This window comes from Streptomyces lichenis, from assembly GCF_023218175.1.
In the GTDB taxonomy this organism is placed as follows: Bacteria; Actinomycetota; Actinomycetes; order Streptomycetales; family Streptomycetaceae; genus Streptomyces; species Streptomyces lichenis.
On record NZ_JALPTH010000001.1, the window covers coordinates 1 to 16,837 of the forward strand.

General features: G+C 71.9%; 8 protein-coding genes, 1 tRNA gene and 1 rRNA gene. 9 read left to right on the plus strand and 1 reads right to left on the minus strand.

Annotated elements, in window-relative coordinates; translation table 11 throughout:
• Nucleotides 1-78: ribosomal RNA gene (rrf, locus tag M1O15_RS00005) — 5S ribosomal RNA — on the plus strand; the annotation flags it as partial.
• A 4-nt stretch (nt 79-82) separates the two neighbouring features.
• A tRNA-Thr gene (locus M1O15_RS00010) sits at nt 83-158 on the plus strand.
• 200 nt (nt 159-358) lie between these two features.
• Here the strand turns inward: M1O15_RS00010 and M1O15_RS00015 are convergent.
• Entirely contained in the window at nt 359-3,025 is a 2,667-nt protein-coding gene (locus M1O15_RS00015) for a SpoIIE family protein phosphatase (RefSeq protein WP_248631027.1), read from the minus strand.
• A 294-nt stretch (nt 3,026-3,319) separates the two neighbouring features.
• Here M1O15_RS00015 and M1O15_RS00020 point away from each other — a divergent pair, with 294 nt between their 5' ends.
• The 7 genes from M1O15_RS00020 (at nt 3,320) to M1O15_RS00050 (ending at nt 16,780) form a co-directional block, all read left to right on the plus strand.
• Nucleotides 3,320-8,818, plus strand: coding sequence for a HAMP domain-containing protein (locus M1O15_RS00020; protein WP_248631028.1), 5,499 nt, complete (start codon nt 3,320-3,322; stop codon nt 8,816-8,818).
• Between the two features lie 254 nt (nt 8,819-9,072).
• On the plus strand, nt 9,073-9,732 hold the full coding sequence (locus tag M1O15_RS00025) for a response regulator (RefSeq protein ID WP_248631029.1): 660 nt from the start codon (nt 9,073-9,075) through the stop codon (nt 9,730-9,732).
• A gap of 109 nt (nt 9,733-9,841) precedes the next feature.
• The gene (locus M1O15_RS00030; RefSeq protein ID WP_248631030.1) at nt 9,842-12,640 is read left to right on the plus strand and encodes a DNA translocase FtsK; all 2,799 of its coding nucleotides are present in this window, start codon (nt 9,842-9,844) and stop codon (nt 12,638-12,640) included.
• Nucleotides 12,641-12,884: 244 nt separating this feature from the next.
• Complete coding sequence (locus tag M1O15_RS00035; RefSeq protein ID WP_372499320.1) at nt 12,885-13,745, plus strand: helix-turn-helix domain-containing protein; 861 nt, start codon at nt 12,885-12,887, stop codon at nt 13,743-13,745.
• A gap of 196 nt (nt 13,746-13,941) precedes the next feature.
• On the plus strand, nt 13,942-15,438 hold the full coding sequence (gene rimO, locus M1O15_RS00040) for a 30S ribosomal protein S12 methylthiotransferase RimO (protein ID WP_248631031.1): 1,497 nt from the start codon (nt 13,942-13,944) through the stop codon (nt 15,436-15,438).
• Nucleotides 15,435-16,262, plus strand: a complete 828-nt coding sequence (pgsA, locus tag M1O15_RS00045) for a CDP-diacylglycerol--glycerol-3-phosphate 3-phosphatidyltransferase (RefSeq protein ID WP_248631032.1) — start codon at nt 15,435-15,437, stop codon at nt 16,260-16,262. Before rimO ends, pgsA begins: the two co-directional genes overlap by 4 nt.
• Entirely contained in the window at nt 16,259-16,780 is a 522-nt protein-coding gene (locus tag M1O15_RS00050; protein ID WP_248631033.1) for a CinA family protein, read from the plus strand. Before pgsA ends, M1O15_RS00050 begins: the two co-directional genes overlap by 4 nt.
• The last annotated feature ends 57 nt before the right edge of the window (nt 16,781-16,837 follow it).

Sequence of the window (16,837 nt, forward strand, 5' to 3'; positions counted from 1 at the left end):
TCGAACCCGGAAGCTAAGCCTTTCAGCGCCGATGGTACTGCAGGGGGGACCCTGTGGGAGAGTAGGACACCGCCGAACTTCTGCCCCTATAGCTCAGTCGGTAGAGCGTCTCCATGGTAAGGAGAAGGTCAACGGTTCGATTCCGTTTGGGGGCTCCATAACGAAAGCCCCGCCCATCATTGATGGGCGGGGCTTTTTTGCGTTGTGCGTGGCCATTCCCGACCTGTTCCGGTCGTTCCTGGCTCGTGGGGCGAGGTGTTCCCGCGCTGGGTCCCCGGTCTGGGCGGCAGCCGGGCCCCGATGAAGGCGGCGGTCATCCCGGCCGCCCTCGGGGCCACGGTCCTCACGCAAAGGCGCCTCAGGCGGGCGGGTGCTCCTCGGGGACGCGCATGGCGAGGATGGCCATGTCGTCGGAGGGCGGGTCGGCGGCGAAGCGTTCGACGGCGCGCATGATGCGGGCGGAGACCGCGCCGGCCGTGAGGCCCGTACAACTGGTGAGGACCTCGGCGAGGCCGTCGTCGCCGAGCATGCGGGAGCCCTCGCGGCGCTCGGTGACGCCGTCGGTGACGCAGAGGAGGACGTCGCCGGGGTCGAGGGTGACGGTCTCCTCGTACAGCTCCAGGTCGTCCATGACGCCGAGCAGGGGCTGCGGTTCGGCGGCGGGGGTGACGGTGCCGTCCTGGCGCAGGCGGAGGGGGAGCGGGTGGCCGGCGCAGACGACCTTGAGTTGGGCGCTGCCGTCGGGCTGGGGCCGCAGCTCCCCGTACAGGAGGGTGAGGAAGCGGCTGCGGGAGCCCTCGTCGAGGATGGCGGCGTTGAGGCGCTCCAGCACGGCGGGGCCGCCGAGGCCCTCGCGGGCGAGCAGGCGCAGGGCGTGGCGGGCCAGGCCGGTGACGGCGGCGGCCTCCGGTCCCGTACCGCAGACGTCGCCGATGGCGAAGCCGTAGGCGTTGTCGCGGATGGGGAAGAGGTCGTAGAAGTCGCCGCCGACCTCGTTGCCCTCGCCGGCGGCGCGGTAGATGACGTCGACCTCGACGCCGGGGATGTCGGGGAGGCCGGGCGGCAGCAGGCTGCGCTGGAGGGACTGGCTGATGGCGGTGCGCTCGCTGTAGAGGCGGGCGTTGTCGAGGGCCAGAGCCGCTCGGCGGGAGAGGTCCTCGGCGAGTTCCAGGATCTCCTGGCGGAAGTGGTCGTCGGACGGCTTGCCGAGGGTCAGCATGCCGATCACGCGGTTGCGGGCGACCAGGGGGAGGACGACGGTCTCGCCGCCGACGGCCGACGCGGTGGCCAGGGTGGTGCTGATGCCGGAGGAGGCGGAGGAGCCGAGGCCGAGCTCGCGCATGGAGGTGCGGACGGCGGCCTGGTGGGCGGCTTGAGAGGGCGCGGTCCAGATACGGGCGCCGGGGGAGGGGACCGGTTCGGGCGGCGGGATCTTGCCGAGCAGGTCCTTGAGGCCGTCGATGCGCTCCTCGTCCTCGTGCAGCACATAGGAGAGGTACGGGTCGGAGGTGGCGTCGGCGATCGTGTAGACGGCGCACCAGGTGGCGAGCGTCGGCACGGTCATCTGGGCCATGAGGGCGAGGGTCTGGTCGCGGTCCAGGGTGCCGGCCAGCAGGTCGGAGGCCTCGACCAGGAAGCTGAGGGAGCCGCGGCGCAGGCGTTCCAGCTCGCCGAGGCGGGCGGACTCGACGGCGAGCGCGATCCGGTCGGCGGCGAACTGGAGGCGCAGCGCCTCCTCGTTGGAGTAGCGCGCGGAGGCCTCGGCGGCCACGCCGAGGGAGCCGGTCAGCCGCCCCTCGACCTTGAGCGGGACGGTGACCACGGAGCGCATTCCGGTGCCGCCGAGGAGGGGTACGGCGCCGGGGGCGGCGTCCAGGTCCTCGTGGACGGCGGGCATCCGGGCGGAGGCGTACCGTCCGGTGCCGGACTCGACGGGCACGCGGGCGAAGCGCTGGCGGGCGGAGGGCAGCCCGGTGGTGGCGCGGACCTCCAGCTCGGTCTCGTCGTCGGTGGCCAGGAGCAGGAAGGCGGCGTCGCCGTCGAGCATGTCGCGGGCGCGCTCCACGGTGCGCTGGAGGAGCCCGTCGAGGTCGTCGGGGGCGGGGGAGCCGATGAAGACCTCGAAGGGGTCGATCGGGCGGCCCTCGGCGCCGGACGTGCCGTTGTCGGGGGAGGCGGAGTGGTTGCGGGGCGGGGACTGGAGGACGGCGCGCTCGTAGTCGCGGACCAGCAGGCAGACGGTGGAGGGCTCGCCGCTGGTGTCGCGGACCCGCAGATGGGAGCCGTAGACGGGGATGACGCGGCCGTCGGTGTTGCGGATGCCGTAGCTGCCCTCCCAGCGGGAGAGCTTCAGGGCCTCGGCGAGGCCGGTGCCGGTGCCGGGGGTGTGCGGCCAGGCGGCGAGGTCGCCCAGCGGTTTGCCGGTGACCTGGTCGGGGGTGTAGCCGAAGAGCTGCTCGGCGTCCTCGTTCCAGGCGCCGATGGCGCCGCCCTGGTCGATCTGGACGACGGCGACGCGGACCCGGTCGTCGGTGGTGGGCAGCAGTTCGACGGGGAGGACCGGGCCGGCGGAGCGGGTGCCGACGGGGCGCTCGGGCAGGTCGAGCTGGAACCAGACGTGTTTGCGAGTGGGGGAGTAGTCAACGCCCCAGCGGGTGGCGAGCGCGGCGCAGAGCATCAGCCCGCGGCCGTTCTCCCGGTCGGGGTCGGCGACGGCCGGGCCGCTGCCCTGGAGGGGGACCTCGCGTTCGGGGTAGCGGTCGGCGACCTCGACGCGGACGCTGTGCTCGGCGCGCAGGCACAGCACGTCGGCGGAGGTGCCGGCGTGGATGACGGCGTTGGTGACGAGTTCGCTGGTCAGGACGACGGCGTCATCGACGACATCGGTGTGGCCCCACCCCTGGAGGGTGTCCCGGACGAAGGCCCGGGCGGTCGCCACGGACCGCCCCACGGGTTCGAAGGTGGCGGCCGCCCGCGCGGTGATCACAGAACTCCTCGTACGCGTCTCGACGCCCGGGTCTGCCATGCTCGGCTCAGCCCCTCCCCTGGTAACACCGGTAACCGCTGGTCGTGCCGCCCGTCCACCGCCTCCGCCGGGCGGACCGGGGCGGTTGGACAGCCGGATGCCAGGTTACTTACCTTCGCTGTCCTGGCGGATGGTGGTCACCGCTGTTTCCGTCCCCCGAGGGTGGGGACGTTATGCGAAGCTGCCGAACTGTTATGGCCTGGTTCCGCCGCGGTGAAACACTGGGGGATGGTTCCGGCGCCGGCTGGTGGCGGAGTACCGAGCATGACGGTCGACCCTTGCGGGAGGGACACGGTGGAGTCTGGCGTGACGGCGCGGGGCGGCAGCACGCGCGCGAAGGGCGGACAGCCCCGGTCCCGGGGCAACGGGACCGTGGAGGTGGACGCGGCCGCGCTGGACCGGCTGCTGGGCGCCCTGGTGTCGATGCGGGACGGGAACGTCCGCAAGCGGCTGACGGTGACCGGCGACGGGCCGATGGCCGAGATCGCGGCTGTCTTCAACGAGGTCGCGGACCGGCAGATGCATCTGACCGGGGAGCTGTCGCGGGTGCGGCGGGTCGTGGGCCGTGAGGGCAAGCTGTCGGAGCGGCTGGAGGTCGGGGCCGGCGAGGGCGCCTGGGCGCAGGCCGTGGAGGCCGCGAACGCGCTGGTCGACGACATGACCCGGCCGGTGTCCGAGGTGGGCCGGGTGCTGGCGGCGGTGGCCGACGGCGACCTGGAGCAGCGGATGGAGCTGCGCTCGGAGGGGGCGGACGGGGCGGCGCGGCCGCTGCGGGGCGAGTTCCTGCGGGTGGCCCGTACGGTGAACAACCTGGTCGACCAGTTGTCCACGTTCACCGACGAGGTGACCCGGGTGGCGCTGGAGGTGGGCACCGAGGGCATCCTCGGCGGCCAGGCCCAGGTGCGTGGGGTCTCGGGGTCCTGGAAGGACCTCACCGACTCGGTCAACACCATGGCGTACCGGCTGACGGCGCAGGTGCGGGACATCGCGCTGGTGACCACGGCGGTGGCCGAGGGCGACCTGTCGCAGAAGGTCACCGTGCATGTGTCGGGGGAGATGGCGGCGCTGAAGGCGACCGTCAACACGATGGTGGACCAGCTGTCGTCGTTCTCCTCCGAGGTGACGCGGGTGGCCCGCGAGGTGGGCACCGAGGGCGAGCTGGGCGGTCAGGCGAAGGTGCCGGGGGTCGCGGGGGTCTGGAAGGACCTGACGGACTCCGTCAACACGATGGCGGGCAACCTCACCTCCCAGGTGCGCGGGATCGCCGAGGTGACCACGGCGGTGGCCAGCGGCGACCTGTCGCAGAAGGTGCGGGTGAGCGCGCGCGGTGAGGTGGCGCAGCTCGCGGACACCATCAACCAGATGACGGAGACGCTGCGGACCTTCGCCGACGAGGTGACGCGGGTGGCGAGCGAGGTCGGGGCGGAGGGCCGGCTCGGCGGCCGGGCCCGGGTGCCGGGGGCCGCGGGTACGTGGAAGGACCTGACGGATTCGGTGAACACCGCGTTCACCAACCTGACCGGTCAGGTGCGGGACATCGCCACGGTGACGACGGCGGTGGCGAACGGCGATCTGTCGCAGAAGGTCACCGTCGATGTGGCCGGGGAGATGCTGGAGCTGAAGAACACCGTCAACACGATGGTGGACCAGCTCTCCGCGTTCGGTTCGGAAGTGACGCGGGTGGCCCGCGAGGTCGGCGTGGAGGGCCGGCTGGGCGGCCAGGCGAAGGTCCCGGGCGCGGCGGGTACGTGGAAGGACCTGACCGACTCGGTCAACACCGCGTTCACCAACCTGACGGGGCAGGTGCGGGACATCGCGACGGTGACGACCGCGGTGGCCAATGGCGATCTGTCGCAGAAGGTCACGGTGGACGTGGCCGGGGAGATGCTGGAGCTGAAGAACACCGTCAACACGATGGTGGCGCAGCTGTCGTCCTTCGCGGACCAGGTGACCCGGATGGCGCGGGACGTGGGCACCGAGGGCCGGCTCGGCGGTCAGGCGAAGGTGCCCGGGGTCTCGGGCACCTGGAAGGAGCTGACGGACTCCGTCAACTTCATGGCCGGGAACCTCACCGACCAGGTGAGGCAGATCGCGCAGGTGACCACGGCGGTGGCCCGCGGCGACCTCTCGCAGAAGATCGACGTGGATGCCCGGGGCGAGATCCTGGAGCTCAAGAACACCATCAACACCATGGTCGACCAGCTGTCGGCCTTCGCCGAGCAGGTGACCCGGGTGGCCCGCGAGGTGGGCACCGACGGGCGCCTGGGCGGCCAGGCGCAGGTGCCGGGCGTGGCCGGGGTGTGGCGGGATCTGACGGACTCGGTGAACGGCATGGCCGGGAACCTGACGGCGCAGGTCCGCAACATCGCGCAGGTCGCCACGGCGGTGGCCCGGGGTGATCTGTCCCAGAAGATCGACGTGGACGCCCGGGGCGAGATCCTGGAGCTGAAGAACGTCCTGAACACGATGGTCGACCAGCTGTCGGCCTTCGCCGAGCAGGTCACCCGGGTCGCCCGTGAGGTGGGCACGGACGGGCGGCTGGGTGGTCAGGCCGAGGTGCAGGGGGTCTCCGGCACCTGGAAGGACCTGACCCAGTCGGTCAACTCGATGGCGAACAACCTGACCTCCCAGGTGCGCAACATCGCCGAGGTGACCACCGCGGTGGCGCGCGGCGACCTGTCCAAGAAGATCACCGTGGACGCGCGCGGGGAGATCCTGGACCTGGTGACCACCGTCAACACCATGGTGGACCAGCTGTCGAACTTCGCCGACGAGGTGACCCGGGTGGCCCGGGAGGTCGGCACCGAGGGCATTCTCGGCGGCCAGGCCCGGGTGCGCGGGGTGACCGGCATCTGGAAGGACCTCAGCGACAACGTCAACGTGATGGCCAACAACCTGACCTCGCAGGTGCGGAACATCTCCCGGGTGTCCTCGGCGGTCGCCAACGGCGATCTGACCAAGAAGGTCACCGTGGAGGCGCGCGGCGAGGTCGCCGAGCTGGCCGACACCGTCAACACCATGGTGACGACGCTCTCCTCGTTCGCGGCCGAGGTGACCCGGGTGGCCCGCGAGGTGGGCACCGAGGGCGAACTCGGCGGCCAGGCCCGCGTGCCCGGGGTGTCGGGGACCTGGAAGGACCTCACCGAGTCGGTGAACTCGATGGCGTCCAACCTCACCGGCCAGGTGCGCCAGATCGCCACCGTGACGACGGCCATCGCCAAGGGCGACCTGACCAAGAAGATCGACATCGACGCGCGCGGTGAGATCCAGGAGCTGAAGAACACCATCAACACGATGGTCGACCAGCTCTCCTCGTTCGCCGAGGAGGTCACCCGGGTGGCCCGGGAGGTGGGCACCGAGGGCAGCCTGGGCGGCCAGGCGCGGGTGCGGGACGTGGACGGCACCTGGCGCGATCTGACCGAGTCGGTGAACGAGATGGCCGGGAACCTCACCCGCCAGGTGCGGGCCATCGCGGCCGTCGCCACCGCCGTGACCCGCGGCGACCTCAACGTGAAGGTCGACGTGGACGCCTCGGGGGAGATCCAGATCCTCCAGACCCACATCAACACGATGATCGTCAACCTGCGGGACACCACCCTCGCCAACGAGGAGCAGGACTGGCTGAAGGGCAACCTGGCCCGGATCTCCGGGCTGATGCAGGGCCGCCGGGACCTGGACGACGTGGCCTCGCTGATCATGAGCGAGCTGACCCCGGTGGTCTCCGCCCAGCACGGCGCGTTCTTCCTGGCGATGCCCACCGGCGGCGGCAACGAGATCGGCTCGGACGAGGACGGCTCGTACGAGCTGTGCATGCGCGCCAGCTACGGCTACACCGCCGGGGCCATGCCGACCGCCTTCCGGCCCGGGGAGACGCTGATCGGCACCGCCGCCGAGGAGAAGCGGACCATCCAGGTCAACGTCCCGCCCGGCTATCTGAAGATCTCCTCCGGGCTGGGCGAGGCCGCCCCGGCGCATGTCATCGTGCTGCCGGTGCTCTTCGAGGGGAAGGTCCTCGGGGTGATCGAGCTGGCGTCCTTCCAGCCGTTCACCCAGATCCAGCGGGACTTCCTCAACCAGATCGCCGAGATGATCGCGACCAGCGTCAACACCATCAGCGTCAACTCCAAGACGGAGGTGCTGCTGAAGCAGTCGCAGGAGCTGACCGAGCAGCTGCGGGAGCGCTCCGCGGAGCTGGAGAACCGGCAGAAGGCGCTCCAGGACTCCAACGCCGAACTGGAGGACAAGGCCGAGCTGCTGGCCCGGCAGAACCGCGACATCGAGGTGAAGAACACCGAGATCGAGGAGGCCCGGCAGGTGCTGGAGGAGCGGGCCGAGCAGCTCGCCGTCTCCATGCGCTACAAGTCGGAGTTCCTGGCGAACATGTCGCACGAGCTGCGCACCCCGCTGAACTCGCTGCTGATCCTCGCCAAGCTGCTCGCCGACAACGCCGAGGGCAACCTCTCGCCGAAGCAGGTGGAGTTCGCCGAGACCATCCACGGCGCCGGCTCCGACCTGCTCCAGCTGATCAACGACATCCTGGACCTGTCCAAGGTCGAGGCCGGCAAGATGGACGTCTCGCCGACCCGGATCGCGCTGGTGCAGCTGGTCGACTACGTGGAGGCCACCTTCCGGCCGCTGACCGCGGAGAAGGGCCTGGACTTCGCGGTGCGGGTCTCGCCCGAGTTGCCCGCCACCCTGCACACCGACGAGCAGCGCCTCCTCCAGGTGCTGCGCAACCTGCTGTCCAACGCGGTGAAGTTCACCGACAGCGGGGCGGTGGAGCTGGTCATCCGGCCCGCCCGGGCCGACGTTCCGGCCTCGATCCGCGAGCAGCTGCTCGAAGCCGGTTCGCTGCGGGAGCCGGACGGCGAGCTGATCGCCTTCTCGGTGACGGACACCGGGATCGGCATCGCGGCCGGCAAGATGCGGGTGATCTTCGAGGCGTTCAAGCAGGCCGACGGCACCACCAGCCGCAAGTACGGCGGTACGGGGCTGGGGCTGTCCATCAGCCGGGAGATCGCCCGGCTGCTGGGCGGCGAGATCCACGCGGCGAGCGAGCCGGGCCGCGGCTCGACGTTCACCCTGTACCTGCCGCTGGCCTTCAACGAGTCGCTGCACGTGCCGGTGGCCGAGGACGGCCCGGAGGCGGGCGAGGCGGGTGCGGTACGGGATGTGCCGCCCGGCCAGGGCCGTGCACCGCGCTCGGGCGCGCTCTTCCGGCACCAGCGGCGGGCCGCGCTGGACGGCGCTCCGGCCCGGGCGGCGCTGGAGGCCGGCAACGGCACCGCCGCGGCCACCGAGCAGGCGGCGGCGCCCGCCCCGAGCGGCGCGACCGCGGCCCAGGGCGGGGAGGCCGCCTGGGCGGCGACCGGGCAGGAGGCGGAGGAGGCGCCGCAGGCGGCGCGGAGCATCACGTTCAGCGGCGAGAAGGTGCTGATCGTGGACGACGACATCCGCAACGTCTTCGCGCTCACCAGTGTGCTGGAGCAGCACGGTCTGTCGGTGCTGTACGCGGAGAACGGCCGCGAGGGCATCGAGGTGCTGGAGCAGCACGACGATGTGACCGTGGTGCTGATGGACATCATGATGCCCGAGATGGACGGGTACGCGACCACCACCGCGATCCGGCGGATGCCCCAGTTCGCCGGTCTGCCGATCGTGGCGCTGACCGCCAAGGCGATGAAGGGCGACCGGGAGAAGGCCATCGAGTCCGGCGCTTCCGACTACGTGACCAAGCCGGTCGATCCCGATCATCTGCTGTCGGTCATGGACCAATGGATGCGCGGGGAGTGACTTTCAGTGACCGATCAAGGGGGCAAATCCGGCTGCTTGTTGACAGACTGTGGTGGAAAACGTGTGAGAAGGCGCTCACCGGGGAACTTTCCGGTCGTCGGCCGCGTTTGAGCTGTGTGCGCAGTGACATCGCGGTGACAGGGTGTGGTGACAGGCGGGGTGCGGCTACGATGACCGGCACAAGGACGGACGGCGCAAGGGAGTCGTCTTCTGGGGCGGCGCCCGGCCGACTGCCGGGGCGAGGAGGACGGGCCATGGTGCAGAAGGCCAAGATCCTCCTGGTCGATGACCGACCGGAGAATCTGCTGGCGCTGGAGGCCATCCTCTCTGCGCTCGATCAGACGCTGGTGCGGGCATCGTCAGGGGAGGAAGCGCTCAAGGCGCTGCTGACGGACGACTTCGCGGTCATCCTGCTGGACGTCCAGATGCCGGGGATGGACGGCTTCGAGACCGCCGCGCACATCAAGCGCCGCGAGCGGACCCGGGACATCCCGATCATCTTCCTCACCGCGATCAACCACGGCCCGCACCACACCTTCCGGGGCTACGCGGCCGGTGCGGTCGACTACATCTCCAAGCCGTTCGACCCCTGGGTGCTGCGGGCCAAGGTCTCCGTCTTCGTCGAGCTGTACATGAAGAACTGTCAGCTCCGCGAGCAGGCCGCGCTGCTGCGGCTCCAGCTCGAAGGCGGCGAGAGCCCCGAGCAGAACGGCGCCGCGGTACGCGAGTCCCCCGGGCTGCTCGCCGAGCTCTCCGCCCGGCTGGCCGCCGTCGAGGAGCAGGCCGAGGCACTGTCCAAGCAGCTTGACGACGAGTCGGCGGACGCCGCCGCCGTGGCCACCGCCGCCCATCTGGAGCGCAAGCTCACCGGGCTGCGCCGCGCCCTGGACGCCCTGGAGCCCGGCGCCTCCTGACCGGCCCCGCTGAGGCACCGTCAGCCCGCGCTCGTACACCGGACGACACGAACGGGTGAAGCGGTGGGCACACGTGTCCACCGCGCCCCGCGACGGTAACCTCACCCCCATGGCCTCACGTACGTCCGGCAAGGGTTCCCAGGGCACGGCGGGCGCCGCGAAGCCGTCAGCCGGCCGTACGGCGGCCGCGCGGAAGACGGCGTCCGCCGCCCCTCCGCCGCCCGCCCGCAAGGCCGCCGCCCGCAGAGCCCCCGCGAAGAAGGCGCCCGCCAAGCGGCCGCCGGCCAGGAAGGCCGTCCGCAAACCGGCCAAGCCCGCGCCCTCCGCCACCGGCGGCGTCTACCGCCTGGTGCGCGCCTGCTGGCTCGGCCTCGCGCACGCCGTCGGCGCCCTGTTCCGCGGCATAGGGCGCGGTGCCAAGGGGCTCGACCCGGCCCACCGCAAGGACGGTCTGGCGCTGCTGCTGCTCGGCATCGCCCTGGTCGTCGCCGCCGGCACCTGGGCCCAGCTGCGCGGCCCGGTCGGCGACCTGGTCGAGATGCTGGTCACCGGCGCCTTCGGCCGGCTCGACCTGATCGCCCCGCTGCTCGTCGGCGCCGTCGCCGTCCGGCTCATCCTGCACCCCGAGAAGCCCGAGGCCAACGGACGGATCGTCATCGGGCTGTCCGCCCTGGTCACCGGCGTCCTCGGCCAGGTCCACATCGCCTGCGGCTCCCCGGCCCGCAGCGAGGGCACCGACGCCCTGGCCAACGCCGGCGGCCTCATCGGCTGGGCCGCCTCCCAGCCCCTGGTCTTCCTGATGGGCGAGGTCCTCGCGGTCCCGCTGCTGGCGCTGCTCACCGTCTTCGGGCTGCTCGTGGTCACCGCCACCCCGGTGAACGCCATCCCGCGCCGGCTGCGGGCGCTCGGCGAACGGCTCGGCGTCGTCGAGCCCCGGTACGCGCCCGAGGCCCCCGGCGAGGAGGGGTACGCGGACGAGTGGCGGGACGCCCCGGCGCGGCCCCGCCGACGGGCGGTCGCCCCGGCCGAGGACGACCCCTACGCGGCCGAGGCGGAGGCGCTCGGCAGCCGCCGCCGCACCCGGCGCACCGCGAGCGGCGGCCCCTCGCAGGACGCGGTGGACGTGGCCGCGGCCGCCGCGGCGGCGCTGGACGGAGCCGTACTCGGCGGGATGCCGCCCTCCCCGGTCGTCGCCGACCTCACCAAGGACGTCACCGCCGACCGGCGCAAGGCCCGCGAGGAGGCGGCCGGCGCCCCGGTGCCGGGCAGCCGCCGCGACATCCCGGGCCCCGGCTCCGTACCCCCGGCCCGGGACTCCGGCACCGCGCGGGACGGCGAGGACAGCGGGCAGGTGCCCGACCTCACCAAGTCCAGCCCGGTGAAGGAGGACAGCGGCTCGCTGCCGGCCCGCGCCGAGCAGCTCCAGCTCTCCGGCGACATCACCTACTCGCTGCCCTCGCTGGACCTGCTGGAGCGCGGCGGCCCCGGCAAGACCCGCAGCGCCGCCAACGACGCCATAGTGGCCTCGCTGCGCCGGGTGTTCGGCGAGTTCAAGGTGGACGCCGACGTCACCGGCTTCACCCGCGGCCCGACGGTCACCCGCTACGAGGTGGAGCTCGGCCCGGCGGTCAAGGTGGAGCGGATCACCGCGCTCACCAAGAACATCGCCTACGCCGTCGCCAGCCCGGACGTGCGGATCATCTCGCCCATCCCCGGCAAGTCCGCCGTCGGCATCGAGATCCCCAACACCGACCGCGAGATGGTCAACCTCGGGGACGTGCTGCGGCTCGCCGACGGCGAGGAGGACGACCCGATGCTGGTCGCCTTCGGCAAGGACGTCGAGGGCGGCTATGTGATGCACAGCCTCGCCAAGATGCCGCACATGCTGGTGGCCGGCGCCACCGGCTCCGGCAAGTCCTCCTGCATCAACTGCCTGATCACCTCGATCATGATGCGGGCCACCCCGGAGGACGTCCGGCTGGTGCTGGTCGACCCCAAGCGCGTGGAGCTCACCGCGTACGAGGGCATCCCGCACCTGATCACCCCGATCATCACCAACCCCAAGAAGGCCGCCGAGGCCCTGCAGTGGGTGGTGCGCGAGATGGACCTGCGCTACGACGACCTGGCCGCCTTCGGCTACCGGCACATCGACGACTTCAACGCCGCCATCCGCAGCGGCAAGCTGAAGACCCCCGAGGGCAGCGAGCGGGTGCTCCAGCCCTATCCGTACCTGCTGGTCATCGTGGACGAGCTGGCCGACCTGATGATGGTCGCCCCCCGGGACGTCGAGGACGCCATCGTCCGCATCACCCAGCTCGCCCGGGCCGCCGGCATCCACCTGGTGCTCGCCACCCAGCGGCCCTCGGTGGACGTGGTCACCGGACTGATCAAGGCGAACGTGCCCTCCCGGCTGGCCTTCGCCACCTCCTCGCTCGCCGACAGCCGGGTCATCCTCGACCAGCCCGGCGCCGAGAAGCTCATCGGCAAGGGCGACGGGCTGTTCCTGCCGATGGGCGCCAACAAGCCCACCCGTATGCAGGGCGCCTTCGTCACCGAGGACGAGGTCGCGGCCGTCGTCCAGCACTGCAAGGACCAGATGGCGCCGGTCTTCCGCGACGACGTCACCGGAGGCAGCAAGCAGACGAAGGAGATCGACGAGGAGATCGGCGACGACCTGGACCTGCTCTGCCAGGCCGCCGAGCTGGTCGTCTCCACCCAGTTCGGCTCCACCTCGATGCTCCAGCGCAAGCTGCGGGTGGGCTTCGCCAAGGCCGGCCGGCTGATGGACCTGATGGAGTCCCGGGGCGTGGTCGGGCCGAGCGAAGGGTCCAAGGCCCGGGACGTCCTCGTCAAGCCGGACGAGCTGGACGGCGTACTGGCGGTCATCCGGGGGGAGTCCGAAGGCTAGGGACACGCATTCGCCGCCCGCACGCGGGCAACCGTTTCCCCCCGGCGTACGTCACGTTGGGCAGGGAGGCGGATGATGCCGTCCCGAGCCCACCGCGAGACCTCTCCGTCACCCGCTTCTGTCACCTCCGGGCGGACAATCATTCCAACGGCGTACGAAGTGCGTCCGTCCGGTTGCCCCACCCTTTCGCTCCCCTCATAAACTGAACTACCCGCAGGTGGTTGCACGCTCGAAAGGCCCACTCGTGTCCATCGGCAACTCCCCCGAAGAAGAGCAGCCTTCGACAACTCCGGACCCCGAACCCGCTGAGGACCGGCCCTCGATCGGCAGCGTGCTCCGGCACGCGCGGACCGCCTCCGGTCTCACCGTCGAGGAGGTCAGCGCCTCCACCCGTGTGCGCGTCCCCATCGTGCACGCGATCGAGGAGGACGACTTCTCCCGGTGCGGCGGAGACGTGTACGCCCGAGGCCACATCCGTACGCTCGCGCGTGCGGCCGGCCTGGACGCCGACGCCCTGGTGGAGCGGTACGACGCCGAACACGGCGGCCGCCCCGCCCCGACCCCCGCCGCGCCGATGTTCGAGGCGGAGCGCATCCGCCCCGAGCGCCGCCGGCCCAACTGGACCGCGGCCATGGTGGCGGCGATCGTCGCGGTCATCGGCTTCGTGGGCTTCACCCTCTTCAGCGGCGGTGAGCCCGACTCGCGAGGCAACGTGGCCGGCGACCCGGCCTCGCCCGCGCGGGAGTCGGTCGCCCCGCCCAAGCCGAGCAAGGCCGCCCCCCGGCCCGCCCCGGCCGAGAGCGCCATCGCGGCGATCCCCAAGGACCGGGTCACGGTCAAGCTCACCGCCGTCCAGGGCAAGAGCTGGGTCACCGCCACCGGCACCGGCGGCAAGCGGCTCTTCGACGGCCTGCTGGACCAGAACGGCCCCCAGAAGAGCTCCAGGACCGTGGACGTCGAGGACCCCGAGCAGGTCGACCTGGTCCTCGGCAACGCGGGCGCGATCGAGCTGTTCGTCAACGGCAAGAAGGTCGAGGACAGGTACGCCCTCGGCGAGGTCAAGCGGATCAGCTACCAGAAGGGCGACGACCCCCAGGACGGGTGAGCCCCGGCACATCCACGGGCGCCCGGGAGCGATCGGCTCCCGGGCGCCGGTGTGTTCCGCGGGCTTCCGCGGCGGGGGCGGACGCGGCTCGGGGGCGCTCAGCCGGGGTGCGCGGTTCGCGCCGGCGGGCGGCCGGAGCCGGGGGCGGCGACCCTGCGCGGCAAGGCGCCCATCGGGACGAAGTAGTCTTGAGTCCATGCCCGAACGCCGCACCGTCGCCCTCGTCACCCTTGGCTGCGCCCGTAACGAGGTGGACTCGGAGGAGCTCGCCGGCCGCCTGGCGGCGGACGGCTGGGACCTCGTCGAGGAAGCCGCCGACGCGGATGTCGCCGTCGTCAACACCTGCGGCTTCGTCGAGGCCGCCAAGAAGGACTCCGTCGACGCCCTGCTGGAAGCCAACGACCTCAAGGACCACGGCCGCACCCAGGCCGTCGTCGCCGTCGGCTGTATGGCCGAGCGGTACGGCAAGGAGCTGTCCGACGCGCTGCCGGAGGCCGACGGCGTACTCGGCTTCGACGACTACGCCGACATCTCCGACCGGCTCCAGACCATCCTCAGCGGCGGCGTCCATGCCTCGCACACCCCGCGCGACCGGCGCAAGCTGTTGCCGCTGTCGCCGGTGGAGCGCCAGCAGGCGGCCGGCGGGGTCGCTCTGCCCGGCCACGGCGACGCCGACGCCCTGGCCAGCGCCCCGAGCGACCTGCCCGACGGCCTGGCGCCCGCCTCCGGGCCGCGCGCCCCGCTGCGGCGGCGGCTCGACACCAGCCCGGTGGCCTCGGTGAAGCTCGCCTCCGGCTGCGACCGGCGCTGCTCCTTCTGCGCCATCCCCTCCTTCCGCGGCTCCTTCGTCTCCCGCCGGCCCGGCGATGTGCTGGGCGAGACCCGGTGGCTGGCCGAGCAGGGGGTGAAGGAGGTCATGCTGGTCTCCGAGAACAACACCTCCTACGGCAAGGACCTCGGCGACATCCGCCTGCTGGAGACCCTGCTGCCCGAGCTGGCCGCGGTGGACGGCATCGAGCGGGTGCGGGTCAGCTACCTCCAGCCCGCCGAGATGCGGCCCGGCCTGATCGACGTGCTGACCTCCACCGAGAAGGTCGCCCCCTACTTCGACCTCTCCTTCCAGCACTCCGCCCCCGCCGTGCTGCGCTCCATGCGCCGCTTCGGCGACACCGACCGGTTCCTGGAGCTGCTGGACACCATCCGCTCCAAGGCGCCCCAGGCCGGTGTGCGGTCCAACTTCATCGTCGGCTTCCCCGGCGAGAGCGAGCAGGACTTCGCCGAGCTGGAGCGCTTCCTCACCTCCGCCCGGCTCGACGCCATCGGCGTCTTCGGCTACTCCGACGAGGACGGCACCGAGGCCGCGACCTACGAGGCCAAGCTGGACCAGGAGACCGTCGACGAACGGCTCGCGCATCTGTCCCGGCTCGCCGAGGAGCTGACCGCCCAGCGTGCGGAGGAGCGGATGGGAGAGACCCTGGAGGTGATGGTCGAGTCGGTGGACACCGACGAGGACGGCGACGGAGCGGTCGGCCGCGCCGCCCACCAGGCACCGGAGACCGACGGCCAGGTGGTCTTCACCCCCGAGTCGGCGGCGCGCGCGGGCCTGGTGCCGGGCCGTATGGTGACGGCCAAGGCCGTCGGCACCGAAGGGGTCGACCTGGTGGCCGAGTGTCTTGAGGAGGCGGGCAGATGACCGGAGCGCCGGCATCCGCCGCGGGCGGTACGGGAAGGCCGGCGCCCGGCGGCAAGCTGGGCGCTGCGGCCGTCAACCAGGCCAGCCTGTGGAACATCGCCAACATCCTCACCATGGTCCGGCTGGTGCTGGTACCGGGCTTCGTGCTGCTGCTGCTCCAGGACGGCGGCTACGACCCGGCCTGGCGCGCCTGGGCCTGGGCCGCGTTCGCCGTGGCCATGATCACCGACATCTTCGACGGCCATCTGGCCCGGACGTACAACCTGGTCACGGACTTCGGGAAGATCGCCGACCCGATCGCCGACAAGGCGATCATGGCCGCCGGGCTGATCTGCCTGTCGGCCCTCGGCGACCTGCCGTGGTGGGTGACCGGGATCATTCTGCTGCGTGAGCTGGGCATCACCCTGATGCGGTTCTGGGTGATCCGGCACGGGGTCATCCCGGCCAGCCGCGGCGGCAAGATGAAGACCCTCGCCCAGGGCACCGCGGTCGGGATGTACGTGCTGGCGCTCACCGGGCCGCTGGCCACCCTGCGGTTCTGGGTGATGGCGGTGGCCGTGGTGCTGACGGTGGTGACCGGGCTCGCCTACGTACGCCAGGCCGTGGTCCTGCGCCGCAAGGGGCTGGCCGCCGAGCGGGCCGACCAGGCGGCGCGGATGGCGGCGGAGGCGGCGGCGCTCGCCCGCGCGACGGCGGCGGAACCGGCACCGGCCTCCGCCCTCGTGGACGAGGGTCCGGAGGCGGCCGAGGGCCGGGGCGGCCCCGAGGATGTCCATGATCCGGACAGGTTCGCCGGCCGCGCCGAGGTGGAGCCGGGGCGGTGAGTGCCGCCGCCCGGGCCCTGAGCCTGCTCACGCAAGGTGACCAGACCCTGGCCGTCGCCGAGTCGCTGACCGGTGGGCTGGTCGCCGCCGAACTCACCGCCGTACCCGGTGCCTCACGATCCTTCCGGGGTTCCGTCACCGCCTACGCCACCGCGCTCAAGCAGCAGCTGCTCGGGGTGGACCCGGTGCTGCTCGCCGAGCGCGGAGCGGTCGACCCGGAGGTCGCCGCGCAGATGGCGGCGGGTGTACGGGACCGGCTGCGGGCCGACTGGGGGCTCGCCACCACCGGGGTCGCCGGGCCGGAGCCGCAGGACGGGCAGCCGGTGGGGACGGTGTACGTCGCGGTCCACGGGCCGAGCGGAAGCCGGTGCTCCGGCGGTAAAGTCCTCGCCCTGCGGTTGAACGGCCACCGGACGGAAATTCGTAAGGAGAGTGTACGGAGCGTGCTGGAGCTGCTCGCGGCGGAACTCACGGCGAACGTGCGGGCACATGATACGGAACAGAACGGGGGGAACTGATGTTTGCAGCCCTGAGTGAACACGTCATCGCTCCCCGCACGGCCGCGTCGCGAGGCG

What these genes read in the sequence shown, in the direction of transcription:
- M1O15_RS00015 (WP_248631027.1), bottom strand. Translation starts at nt 3,025, where the DNA reads ATGGCAGACCCGGGCGTCGAGACGCGTACGAGGAGTTCTGTGATCACC.
- M1O15_RS00025 (WP_248631029.1), top strand. Translation starts at nt 9,073, where the DNA reads ATGGTGCAGAAGGCCAAGATCCTCCTGGTCGATGACCGACCGGAGAAT.
- M1O15_RS00030 (WP_248631030.1), top strand. Translation starts at nt 9,842, where the DNA reads ATGGCCTCACGTACGTCCGGCAAGGGTTCCCAGGGCACGGCGGGCGCC.
- rimO (WP_248631031.1), top strand. Translation starts at nt 13,942, where the DNA reads ATGCCCGAACGCCGCACCGTCGCCCTCGTCACCCTTGGCTGCGCCCGT.
- pgsA (WP_248631032.1), top strand. Translation starts at nt 15,435, where the DNA reads ATGACCGGAGCGCCGGCATCCGCCGCGGGCGGTACGGGAAGGCCGGCG.